The 11,034-nt window shown below is 66.1% G+C and carries 13 protein-coding genes; 6 read left to right on the top strand and 7 right to left on the bottom strand.

The genetic code is table 11. The features are described from left to right. Window positions 1–622, bottom strand: a 622-nt coding sequence (locus tag A5699_RS22195; protein WP_067773956.1) for a hypothetical protein, incomplete at its 3' end; no start/stop codon positions are given. A gap of 8 nt (window positions 623–630) precedes the next feature. After that, on the bottom strand, window positions 631–1,347 hold the full coding sequence (locus tag A5699_RS22190; protein WP_067773953.1) for a FadR/GntR family transcriptional regulator: 717 nt from the start codon (window positions 1,345–1,347) through the stop codon (window positions 631–633). A 124-nt stretch (window positions 1,348–1,471) separates the two neighbouring features. On the opposite strand from A5699_RS22190, the gene A5699_RS22185 reads away from it, so the two are divergent. Further along, a complete protein-coding gene (locus A5699_RS22185) occupies window positions 1,472–1,987 on the top strand; it encodes a gluconokinase (protein WP_067773950.1) in 516 nt (171 codons plus the stop codon). Next, window positions 1,984–3,417 carry a gluconate:H+ symporter gene (locus A5699_RS22180; protein ID WP_067773947.1) on the top strand — a complete coding sequence of 478 codons (1,434 nt, stop codon included), beginning with the start codon at window positions 1,984–1,986 and terminating at the stop codon, window positions 3,415–3,417. Before A5699_RS22185 ends, A5699_RS22180 begins: the two co-directional genes overlap by 4 nt. A gap of 45 nt (window positions 3,418–3,462) precedes the next feature. Here A5699_RS22180 and A5699_RS22175 read toward each other — a convergent pair whose 3' ends face one another. Then, window positions 3,463–3,972: an RDD family protein gene (locus A5699_RS22175; RefSeq protein WP_067773945.1), complete on the bottom strand. Its 510-nt coding sequence runs from the start codon at window positions 3,970–3,972 to the stop codon at window positions 3,463–3,465. A gap of 9 nt (window positions 3,973–3,981) precedes the next feature. Beyond that, window positions 3,982–4,827 (bottom strand): DoxX family protein, encoded by an 846-nt coding sequence (locus A5699_RS22170; protein WP_067773942.1) that lies wholly within the window; start codon window positions 4,825–4,827, stop codon window positions 3,982–3,984. A gap of 139 nt (window positions 4,828–4,966) precedes the next feature. Here A5699_RS22170 and A5699_RS22165 point away from each other — a divergent pair, with 139 nt between their 5' ends. Further along, complete coding sequence (locus A5699_RS22165; RefSeq protein WP_067773940.1) at window positions 4,967–5,785, top strand: acyl-CoA thioesterase domain-containing protein; 819 nt, start codon at window positions 4,967–4,969, stop codon at window positions 5,783–5,785. Between the two features lie 56 nt (window positions 5,786–5,841). Beyond that, window positions 5,842–6,912, top strand: a complete 1,071-nt coding sequence (locus tag A5699_RS22160) for a M42 family metallopeptidase (protein ID WP_067773937.1) — start codon at window positions 5,842–5,844, stop codon at window positions 6,910–6,912. A 2-nt stretch (window positions 6,913–6,914) separates the two neighbouring features. Here A5699_RS22160 and A5699_RS22155 read toward each other — a convergent pair whose 3' ends face one another. Further along, window positions 6,915–7,379, bottom strand: a complete 465-nt coding sequence (locus A5699_RS22155) for a hypothetical protein (RefSeq protein ID WP_369806751.1) — start codon at window positions 7,377–7,379, stop codon at window positions 6,915–6,917. A gap of 52 nt (window positions 7,380–7,431) precedes the next feature. Further along, window positions 7,432–8,790 carry an SRPBCC family protein gene (locus tag A5699_RS22150; protein WP_067773932.1) on the bottom strand — a complete coding sequence of 453 codons (1,359 nt, stop codon included), beginning with the start codon at window positions 8,788–8,790 and terminating at the stop codon, window positions 7,432–7,434. Between the two features lie 118 nt (window positions 8,791–8,908). On the opposite strand from A5699_RS22150, the gene A5699_RS22145 reads away from it, so the two are divergent. Then, window positions 8,909–9,526 carry a TetR/AcrR family transcriptional regulator gene (locus A5699_RS22145; RefSeq protein WP_067773929.1) on the top strand — a complete coding sequence of 206 codons (618 nt, stop codon included), beginning with the start codon at window positions 8,909–8,911 and terminating at the stop codon, window positions 9,524–9,526. Between the two features lie 35 nt (window positions 9,527–9,561). After that, window positions 9,562–10,395 (top strand): DMT family transporter, encoded by an 834-nt coding sequence (locus A5699_RS22140; RefSeq protein ID WP_067773959.1) that lies wholly within the window; start codon window positions 9,562–9,564, stop codon window positions 10,393–10,395. 3 nt (window positions 10,396–10,398) lie between these two features. On the opposite strand, the gene A5699_RS22135 is transcribed toward A5699_RS22140, so the two are convergent. Next, window positions 10,399–11,034: ABC transporter permease (locus A5699_RS22135; RefSeq protein ID WP_369806750.1), on the bottom strand; the 636-nt coding region annotated here is incomplete at its 5' end.

Here is an 11,034-nt window from a genome sequence, read left to right as displayed (position 1 = left end):
CGTACCCTGCCCACTGTTCGTCGTCGTAATCACGGCTGCGCATGATCATCTCGCGGGGCACCCGGCCGGCCGCGGCGTGCAGCACATTGGATTCGCGACCGCTGATCCCCTCACCGACCAGAACGGCGACGTGGCCGTCGCCCCGTTGCTCGCGTAACAATGTGACCGCATGCCAGAGTTTGGCGATCGGCTCTTCCGGCCACGGCAGCGCCCGGTTGGCGGCATAGAGGGGCCGGCCGTCCAACGGCGCGGTGCGTGCGGCTTTCGCGATCAGGTCGGCGGCTGTGCGGGTGGCGTCGGAGTCGGTCACGCCGGCTCGACGCAGCGCTGCGACCGCCGCGGCCGAGCGGACCTCCAACAACGTTGCCGGGCCGGCCGTGTCCCAGGCCGCCGGCAGTGCCTTCGCGACGCGTTCGGCGGTGAAGTTGTAGAACACCGCGGCGACCACGTCCGCCGGCACGATGCCGAGCGGCGCCGAGCGGGCCGCGAAGTAGCCCATCCAGAATCCCCGATAGCCCAGGGCATCGAGCGCCGTCCGCGCCTCCGGCGCGAAATAGGTGACTGCGTGAACCGGCTCCAGCCGGTCGAAGAAGCGACGTGCCAACGCTGGAGAGCGACCCATGTCGTTAGTTAAGCACCGCGGTCGTCGGCGTCGAGCACTGCGGTGGCCGCCTCGTCAATGATGGCCCGCATCGCCTTTTCGGCTGCGTCCTCGTCGCGCAACCGGACGGCCCGGGCCACCTCGTCGTGTAACTCGATGGCGACCGGGTTGGGTGTGTCAGGCATCAGCCCGTGCAGGGTGCGCCCGGCGAGGACTTCGGACACGACGTCGTTGAGGGCACGGAACATCTCGTTGCCACTGGCTTCGAGCAGGGTGCGGTGAAAAAGCTTGTCGGCGGCGAGATAGGCGTACAGGTCTCCGGATCGGCCGTGCATCACCATGTCCGACACCGCGGCGGCCAGCACTCGACAGTGATCGGCGTTCGCCCGGCGGGCGGCGAGTGCGGCGGCAACCGGTTCGAACCCGCGCCGCAGTTCAGACAGCGACGCCAGTTGGGCGGCCCGGTCGCCGGAGTCCAGCCGCCATCGAATCAGCCTGGGATCAAAGACATTCCAACGAGAGCAGGGCTGGACGGTGATACCGACCCGGCGGCGTGATTCCACCATGCCCATCGATTCCAGGACCCGGACAACCTCGCGGGCGACGCTGCGGGACACCATGTGCTCGGCACTGAGCCGGTCCAGCGTCAACACCTGCTCAGCCGCCAGTTCGCCGGAGACGATGGCGGTCCCGAGCGTGGTCAACAGGTTGGCGTGCAGAGCGCCGACGCTTGAGGCCGAGGACACGGTTAGATCGTGTCATATCGGCCCGCATGCGGCTAAAAAACAGATCTATTCGGCTGGCTGTTGCAAACGTATGCTTTTTGATCCACACTGTGTGACGGCAGACACACGTTTCGAGGGTGGTTGTATGGGTTCACCGGTCGTGGTCATGGGCGTATCCGGATCCGGCAAATCGACGGTCGGCGCCGCACTGGCGCAGCGGATGCGGGTCCCGTTCGCCGACGCGGACGACTTCCACCCCGCCGCCAACATCGCCAAGATGTCCGCGGGTCACGCCCTCGACGACGCGGATCGCCATCCCTGGTTGGAAGCGATCGGCGGCTGGCTGGCCGAGCATGCCGACGGCGGCGTGATGAGCTGCTCGGCCCTCAAACGTAAGTACCGCGACCAACTACGACGGCACTGCCCGGACGTCGTGTTCCTGCACCTGAGCGGGTCGCCGGAGGTGATTCGCCGGCGCCAGGCCAGCCGGCCGGGACATTTCATGCCGGCCAGCCTGCTGGATTCCCAGTTCGCGACGCTGGAACCGCTCGGTCCCGACGAGGCCGGCACCGCCATCGACGTCGACCAGAGCATCGACGCCATCGTCGAGGAGTATGTGACCCGATCCGGCAGTGCGACAACAGAACAGGACAACCGATGACCTCGACGACCCGCCTTCTTGCGGCCGGCACCGAAATCATCGAGCCCGTGGCCGGCGGTGCCCAGCTGATCCTGGCCGCGCTGGCCGGCATCGCGCTGATCGTCGTGCTCATCACGATCGCGAAGCTGCACCCGTTTCTGGCCCTGATCTTCGGCGCGCTGACGGTCGGTCTGGTGGCGGGGGAGGCCATCGGCGATGTGCTCGACTCGTTCTCCAGCGGATTCGGCTCCACCGCCGCGAGCGTCGGGATCCTCATCGCGCTCGGGGCGATGTTCGCCAAACTCCTGGCGGATTCCGGTGGCGCCGACGAGATCGTGGACACGATCGTCGGGCACGCGTCACCGCGGATGCTGCCGTGGGCAATGGCGTTGGTGGGCGCGATCATCGGCCTGCCCATGTTCTTCGAGATCGGCCTGGTCCTGTTGATGCCGGTGATCTACCTGGTGGCCCGCCGTTCACAACTGTCGTTGATCACCGTCGGCATCCCGGCGCTGGCGGGTCTGTCGGCCATGCACGGCTTCGTGCCGCCGCATCCCGGGCCCGTCGCCGCAGTCGCATTGCTCCACGCCGACCTGGGCGTCACGCTGGCGCTGGGTGTGCTCGTGGCGATCCCGACGATCGTGGTGGCCGGTCCGCTGTTCGGCAAATTGGCCGGGCGCTGGGTGGTCCTCGACGTGCCGGATCGTTTCGACAGCGCCGAAGCCACCGGCACCGGATCGGGCAGCAACGAGGCCACCACAACGACGACAGCCACGACGCAGACCCGACCGAGCTTCGCCGTCACCATGCTCACCGTGTTGCTGCCGGTCGCACTGATGATGGGCAAAGCCGTCGTCGACATCTTCGTCGACGAGTCGCATCTGGTACGTCAGACGTTCGACATCGTCGGGCGACCGGTGATGGCGTTGCTGATCGCCGTCGTGGTGGGAATGTTCACTCTCGGTCTGGGCGCCAAGATGTCGCGGGAGCAGATCGTGAAATCCGTCGAGTCCTCGCTCCCACCGGTGGCCGGCATCATCCTGATCGTGGCGGCCGGCGGCGGTTTCAAACAGGTTCTGGTCGATACCGGGATCGGCACCCTGCTCGCCGAATGGGCCAAGGGCGCCAATCTGTCGGTGGTGTTGTTGGCCTGGGTGCTGGCGGTTCTCATCCGGTTGGCCACCGGGTCGGCCACGGTCGCCACCATCACCGCGTCGTCACTGATGCTGGGTCTGGTCGAAGGCTTGAGCACCGGCGAGGTGTCGCTAGTGGTGCTTGCGGTGGGGGCGGGCTCGTTGTTCTTCTCTCACGTCAACGACGCCGGATTCTGGCTGGTGAAGGAGTACTTCGGCATGACCGTCGGGCAGACCATCAAGTCCTGGTCGCTGATGGAGACCGCGCTGTCGGTGTCCGGCCTGATATTCGTCCTGTTGCTGGGTCTGGTGATTTGAGCCCGCCCGGGAGGCGCCGGTTGACAGCGCCTCCCGCAACGGATTTCAGCTTCGGATCACCTGAGTACCGCCCGCGAGTTCATCGTGCTTCCCTTGCTTCGTCGCGCTGGCGCTGACCGTCACCGCGATCACGATCATCGCGATGACACCAAGGAATCCGCCGACGATCGGGATGATCGGCAGGAGGGTGAAGGCGTTGCGGATCGCCGACTGTTGTGCCGTGGGCTTGGGGGCATTCGCCGGTCCCCGCACTGCAAGGCCCAACAGCTTCTTGCCGGGTGTCGCGCCCGTGGCGACCTCGAACCCGACGAAGTAGACGAACATCAGCAAGCCGGTGAACAGGCCGGTCACCCAATAGCTCGACAGCGAGTCGGTGACGAATGACAGGAAGAACGCCACAATCGCCACCACGATGCCGTCGATCACGCGGGCGAAAAACCGCCGCGCCAACCCGCCCGGCGCCGCGGTGCCGTAGGCAGGTGGGTACTGCTCGCCATACGGCGGTGGATAGCCCTGTTGTCCGAACTGCTGCGGCTGGTAATCACCCGTGGTCATGCATCAACGCTACCGACCACGGCGCTGGTCGAGTTGTTTTTTGGCCCGGCCGGCCAGTTCAGCGGAGCGTTCGCGGGCCGCGTCGGCGATCTCGGGACCGCGTTCACGTGCCACGTGGGCGAATTCGCTGGCACGTTCACGGGCCGCGTCGGCGATTTCCGGGCCACGTTCGCGCGCCACGTGGGCCAACTCGCCGGCACGATCTCGGGCCGCATCGGCCACCTCGGGTCCGTACTCGCGGGCGGCGTGCGCCCAGTCGGAGGCCAACTCGCTCGCCCGTTCGAGGGCGGTGTCCGCCAGCTCGCGGCCCCGCTCCGCACCGACGGACAGCCCGTGTCCGATTTTCTCGGCGATCGCGCTGTCGGTGATGCCGTTGCTGTGCAGGCTGCTGCCCGCCGCCAAACCCGGCACGGCCGCAGCGACGCTGGCCGAGACCTGACGTGCGGCGCGACGGCCGCGCCAACCCAGCGACGGCTTACCGGCGGTGTCGGCCGCCGCGATGATCAGCCCGCCCAGCAGGCTCACATCGGTGAGAAACTCACGGCGCTTGCTGGCCGCGCGCTGCGGGTCGGTTTCCTTCAAGAAGGCCTGCGAGCCAAGGCTTCCCGGAATCATCGTGACGGCAAGGGCCGCGGCGGTGAGCCGGGGCGCCCGACCGAGGGCCAGAAGCACTCCACCGGCCACTTGGACTGCGGCATTGACCCGTGCCACCGTCGCGGCATTGGTCGGCATGCCGGCGCCCACCGGACCGGGGAGGGCGCTGAGCGTGCTGATGGTGCCGCGCGCGGACTCCGTGGCATCGGCGGGGTCGCGCAACGTGTCGACACCGCGGGCGATGAAGGTGGCAGACAACATAGGGCGGGCGATTCGTCTGATCAACATGGGGTAGTAGTTCCCCGAGCCCGTCGGCGCAAACCTCGTCCAAGGCCAGGCCGCCGCAGTGGTTCGTGAGCCCGCCGACCGAATTACTTAGCCCATATGCGACGATTCGCCGATGACCGAGGTTGTCGCCCATTTCGTGCAGTCCGCGCAGGACCGATTCCAGCCGACCCGCTTTGCGCAGAGCCACTGGGGCGAGGATCACCTCAACGGTCCCGCGCTGGTCGGCCTGGCCGCCCGCGCGCTCGAGTCGGCGTTCGGCCTGCCCGGCTTCCTGCCCGCCCGGTTGACCGTCGACCTGTTCAAGGCCGCCCGCGGCGTGCCGACCACGACGAAAGTGGCCCTGATCCGCGATGGCCGGCGCGTGCGCAACTCGGAATGTGAGCTGGTGCAAGACGGCGTGACCGTGGCCCGCGCGACCTTGGTGCAGTACCGCGAGAGTGAGCCGCCACGAGGTGAAGAATGGAGCGCGCCAACATGTTTCGAACCGCCGGCCACCCTCGACGAGGACCGGGCGACCTACATCGGTAGTGACACCGGCGGCTGGAGTCGCGCCATCGCCGACCACCAGAACGACTCCCGTAAGCGGTTCATGAACCGCACGATCACCGTGGTCGAGGGACAACCGAACTCGCCATTCGTGCGGGCGGCGATGGCTGCCGAGGGCACGAGCCTGGTCACCAATCTGGGCACCGCCGGCGTCGGCTACATCAACGGTGACCTCACAGTGGCCCTGTCCCGCATGCCCGGTGACGAATGGATCGGCGTACAGGCTGATTCGCACTGGGCGACCAACGGGATCGCCGTGGGTGCGTCCACGCTGTACGACAGCGCGGGCGCGTTCGGTACCGGACTGGTCACCGCCATCAGTAACCCGACGGCCCAGATCGACTTCTCCAACGACCCGTTCCCGGACCGAACCGCACCGAAGTAACGTCGCGTACACCGACGTCCAGGTTTCGCCGCGGGCTCCGGCGGTAATCAGCACCCATGGCCGCGACAGATGACGGGTTCAACCCTGAGCTACTGCAGGAATTGTTGTGGGCGTACGGGCCCTGCGGCCAGGAGGACGCGGTTCGTGAGGTGTGCCGTCGGGAACTGCAACCACACGCAGACGAGCTCTGGACCGACGCCGCGGGCAATCTGATCGCCAAGATCGGCGGCACGGACCCCGACGCCCCGGCCACCCGGATCCTCGCCCACCTCGACGAGCTTTCCATGCTGGTCAAGCGGATCGAGCCGGGTGGCACGCTGCGGCTCACCCCGTTGGGCACCATGTACCCGGCCAACTTCGGCCTGGGCCCGGTGACGATCCTCGGTGACCACGAAACCCTGACCGGCATACTGGCATTGGGCTCCGAACACACCACCCAGGAGACCCCGCAGGTCTGGCAGACCAAGCCCGACCAGGGCGACAAGGCGTTGGACTGGCCCGACGTGTACGTGTTCACCGGGGTGGACAACGAACGCCTGGCCGACGCCGGTATCGGCCCTGGTACCCGGGTCTGCATCGACCGCACCAAGCGCACGCTCATCGAACTGGGTGACTACGTCGGCTGTTACTTCATGGACGACCGAGCGGCCGTGCTGGCCCTCCTGATGCTCGCGCACCGGCTCAAGGAGACCGGTCGCCGACCGGCCGGTGACCTCTACCTGGTGTTCACCACCAATGAAGAGATCGGCGGCGTGGGCGCCGCATATGCCTGCCGCACACTGCCCGGTGATCTGACGCTTGCGGTCGAGGTGGGCCCGACCGAAGCCGAGTACCGCACCACCGTGACCGGTGGGCCGATCGTGGCGTACAGCGACGCCCTGTGTGTCTATGACAAGTCGATCGCCGACCGTCTGTGCGACATCACCCGCAAACTCGGCTACGCACCGCAGGCTGCCGTGCTGGGTGCATTCGAATCCGACGCGTCACACGCCAAGGCGAGCGGATTGTCCCCGCAGGCCGGGCTGCTCTGCCTGCCGACCCTGAGCACGCACGGTTACGAGGTGATCGCCAGGACGGCCATCGCGGCCGTGACGGACGTCCTGGCCGAGTTCGTGGACCAGGCCTGACATCACTGCGACAGCTCGACGCCCTCGTAGACGGTCGGCATGTCGGCGCCGGGCAACGCCATCTGCAGATAGACATCGATGTGCCGGATCTTGTCGTCGCCGTCGAACTCGTACACCGAGACCGAGTTGACGACCGACTCGAAATCACCCATCTTGGTTCGTTCTTCGAGCTCGAGGTACACCACACCGTCAACCTCGCTGACCCGCTTGAACAAGCCGTCCCACTGCGAGGCCGCCGCCCAGTTGGTCATGAAATCCAGGTATTGCTCCCAGTTCATCACCTCTTTGAAGTTGCCGACTCGCACAAAATCCTCGACCGCCACCAACTCCGCCAGCGGCGCCCAGCTCGCCACACTGAAGCCGGGCTGCTTGGCGGCCTCCACCAATTGTTTTGTGGTGACCGCATATTGGATGACGGTGCGGCAACGGCCCGTGTAGTCGTCGACGACTTCGCTGACATGCTTCACGCGCAATTCCCTTTCTATCGGTTGTTTGGTGACCGGTCCGGGCCGACCCGTCTCAGGATGTGGCAGCGGCAGCGTCGAGATACCTGTCGACCACCGAGTGGAAGTGGGCGATCACCACTTCCTCCTTCACCAGTGCCATATGGTCCAACGCGGTGTTGCGCAGCCCGATCTGCTGACGGGGCATCTGCTCGTAGTCCTGTTGCAGCGCTTCGAAATACTTGAAGCTGCCCGGCTCGTCCACCACGACCGGTTCAGCGGTGAAGGCGGCTTTCATCTCGTCCGGAAGCCACATGTAGCTCGCGACATGCCAGATGCAGCGGTTGGGATCACCGTCCGGGTGGGGAAGCGACATGATGATGGTGGCCTCGCCGGCGCGAATGGTCATGAAGAAGTTGGGGAACCAGACCCAGCCGTGGTTGTCACTCATTTGTGCGTCGGTCAGCCCGCTGACGTCAAGACCCATGCCGGTCAACGTATCTCGCGTCGCCTTTTGCAGCAGCGTGCGCGCGGTGACTCCGTCGGGGAAGTTCAGCGCTCCGTCATCGGCCCGGTACTCGGCAACGAGTTCCTGGAAACGGGGGAGAACCGCGACGGTGGACGGAAAGGTCTCGGGCAGATCCATGATCCCGTCGACCTGCTGTTCGGGTGTGGCGCCGACGACGTCGAACGGTGCCATCGACACACTGTGTTGCTCGAAGAACCGATAGCGGCTGGTCGCCGGGTCGATGTTGATCACCCGCAACAGTTGTGGATGGATCCCGTCGATGTGGTAGCCCTCCTGGAAGGCATCGAGGACGACCTTCCAGTTGCAGTCGATGGCCTCGGTCACGTCCATCACCGTCACCATGTCCTCAAGGTGGTAGGGGGCCAGCATGGCGGCGACCTCCTCGCCGATGAAGTCCGCGAGCGGCTGCGCCGACGGGTCCGGGTTGAGGAAGATGAATCCGGCGAAGGTGTCCACCGAGACCTCGATCAGCCCGTGGGTGTCCTTGTCGATCGGTCCGGCCAATGCCTCCCGCAACATGCCCTTGAGCCGTCCGTCGAGGTCATACGACCAGAGGTGGTACTGACACAGGAAGCCCCGCTTGGCGTTTCCACGTGCGTCGCGGCACAGCACGTTGCCTCGATGCCGGCAGGCGTTGACGAATCCGCGGATCTTCTCGTCTTTCCCACGGACGACGAGGTAGGACTGATCGAAGATCTGGTACTGCTTCCAGTCACCGGGCTTGGTCAGCTCGTCCACTCGTCCGACCACCTGCCAGACTTTCTTCCATATGCAATCTCGCTCCTGCGCAACGAATTCCGGTGCGATGTAGCGGCTGGTCGGAATCTCCATCCGGTAGGCATCCGGCGCGATGTCATCCAGGGCGGTGGCGTTCTCGACCCAACTTCCGGGGCGTGCTGTCGGCACGGGCGGACCTCTCCTCGTTCGGTCATGACTTGTGACTGGCATCACTACTATACATAGACGTATATTCGATACAAGAGTGAATATTCTCCGGCAGGTTGAGGTTTGACAGGATGGGTCCATGGCCGAACGCTGGACGAAGCAACGCCGCTTGGAGCACACGCGCAACGTGCTGCTGGATGCTGCCGAAGAGGTGTTCGCCCGCAAAGGGTTTGACGGGGCCGCCCTCGAGGACATCGCCGAGATCGGCGGCTATACCCGAGGCGCCATCTACTCACATTTCGGCAGCAAGGCCGAGATGTTCCTGGCCGTGGTCGAACGCCAGCGCCAACAGTTTCTCGACGGCTTCGCCGATGTCATCGCGACGTTCCACCGGCTCGACGATCTCGACGCCGACGAACTCGGTGACCGCTGGCGAGATCTGGTCGCCGCCGAGGGCTCCGACCGGGCCGCCCTCGGTTCGGAATACACGCTGTTCCTGCTGCGCAATCCAGAGGCCCGAGACCGCGTGGCGGCGCAGCGGGAGGAGACGGTGCGCGCCCTTGCCGAATACATCTCCAAAGGGGTCGCGCGCTTGGGCGGGCACCTGAGTATCCCGGCGATGGATCTGGCTCGCGTCGTGCTGGCGGCCAACGACGGGGTGACCCTGAACAGTCTGCTCGACGATCAGGCCGTCTACCGGCCCTTCCTGCGCATGGTGCTCGCCAACATCATTGTCCCGAAAGGCAATAACTCTTGACCGAGGCGCGGCATCCGGCCCGCGCCGGCGCGCTGATGGCCGTGGCGTCGATGTTGTGCGTGCAGATCGGCCTGGCGGTGGCTGTCGGATTGATCGACGACATCGGCGCCGAAGGCGCCGCGTGGCTGCGGCTCGCCTGGGCTGCGGTCCTGATCCTGGTGATCGTGCGGCCGCGTCCCTCTGCCTTCACCAAATCGGCCTTCTGGACCTGTGTCACATTGGGCGTGGTCACCGCCGGAGTGACCATCCTGTTCATGGCGGCGCTGTCGCGAATACCGCTCGGTACCGCCAGCGCGCTGGAATTCCTCGGCCCGCTCGGAGTCGCAGTGGCACACGGGCGGGGCCGCAGCCGGGTGGTGTGGCCGGGGCTGGCCGCGGCCGGCGTCGTGCTGCTCACCGAACCGTGGTCGGGCGACGTCGATCCGATCGGCGTGCTCGACGCGCTGGGCGCCGCGCTGTGCTGGGCGTGCTACATCCTGCTGACCCAACGGGTGGGCGACGAAGTGGCCGGGATCAAAGGCCTGGCGGTGTCCATGCCAGTCGCGGCGTTGGTGGCCACCGTGACCGTCGGACCGTCGGTGTTCGGCAAGCTGACCCCGCAGTTGCTGCTGATCGGGGTGGGGCTGGCGATCCTGCTGCCCGTGGTGCCGTTCGCCTTGGAGATGACCGCCCTGCGCTTCTTGAGCACGGCCGCGTTCGGCACGTTGATGGCCCTCGAGCCCGCCTTCGCCATGCTCGTCGGCCTTGGTCTGCTGCGGCAGGTTCCCGACGAGCTCGCCGTGATCGGCATCCTGCTCGTGGTGGCTGCCGGCATCGGCGCCGCCCGCACCGGAGCGCGGGCTACGCCGGTGCCGGCCGAAGTCGGCTGAACCTCAGGCGTCGATACGCTTGCGCCGGTACAGGGTTCCGGCCATCAGCAACAGCAAGCTCACCACCAGGATCGCCGTAGCCAGCACGTTGATCTGAGGCGGCACCGCGGCCTTGACCGCGGCATTGACGTAGAGCGGATAGGTGACGCTCGAGCCACTGACGAAGTAGGTGATGATGAAGTCGTCGAGTGACAGCGCGAACGACAACATCGCGGCAGCCACGATTCCCGGAACGATCAGCGGCAGCGTGACCCTGAAGAATGTGCGAGCGGGGCCGGCGCCCAGATCCATCGAGGCATCCTCGAGGGTCCAATCGAAGCCGCGGACCCTGGCCCGCACCGTCAGCGCGATGAAGCTGACCTGGAACGCGATGTGCGCCAACACAATCGTGGAGTAACCTGTCGCCCAGCCCAGGTCGAGAAACAGTGTCAGCAACGAGGCGCCCATGACGACCTCCGGCGCGGTCAGCGGCAGGACCAGGAAGGTGTCGACGGCGATCGCCCTCGTGTTGGGCACCCTGGTGGCCATCGCCCTGGTGCGCCAACGGTTCCGCGGCCAGAAGGCCGTCGACACGTTCCTGGTCGTGCCGCTGACCGCGCCGGAGGTCGTCATGGGCGCCTCGTTGCTGACACTGTTTCT

It is taken from the genome of Mycobacterium sp. E802 (genome assembly GCF_001666875.1).
Lineage (GTDB): Bacteria > Actinomycetota > Actinomycetes > Mycobacteriales > Mycobacteriaceae > Mycobacterium.
The sequence above is the reverse complement of the archived record's forward strand: the minus strand, read 5'-3'. Positions and strand labels throughout refer to the sequence as shown.

Coding starts and splice junctions, on each gene's coding strand:
- A5699_RS22185 (WP_067773950.1), top strand. CDS start 1,472: ATGGGTTCACCGGTCGTGGTCATGGGCGTATCCGGATCCGGCAAATCG.
- A5699_RS22180 (WP_067773947.1), top strand. CDS start 1,984: ATGACCTCGACGACCCGCCTTCTTGCGGCCGGCACCGAAATCATCGAG.
- A5699_RS22175 (WP_067773945.1), bottom strand. CDS start 3,972: ATGACCACGGGTGATTACCAGCCGCAGCAGTTCGGACAACAGGGCTAT.
- A5699_RS22170 (WP_067773942.1), bottom strand. CDS start 4,827: ATGTTGTCTGCCACCTTCATCGCCCGCGGTGTCGACACGTTGCGCGAC.
- A5699_RS22165 (WP_067773940.1), top strand. CDS start 4,967: ATGACCGAGGTTGTCGCCCATTTCGTGCAGTCCGCGCAGGACCGATTC.
- A5699_RS22160 (WP_067773937.1), top strand. CDS start 5,842: ATGGCCGCGACAGATGACGGGTTCAACCCTGAGCTACTGCAGGAATTG.
- A5699_RS22145 (WP_067773929.1), top strand. CDS start 8,909: ATGGCCGAACGCTGGACGAAGCAACGCCGCTTGGAGCACACGCGCAAC.
- A5699_RS22140 (WP_067773959.1), top strand. CDS start 9,562: ATGGCCGTGGCGTCGATGTTGTGCGTGCAGATCGGCCTGGCGGTGGCT.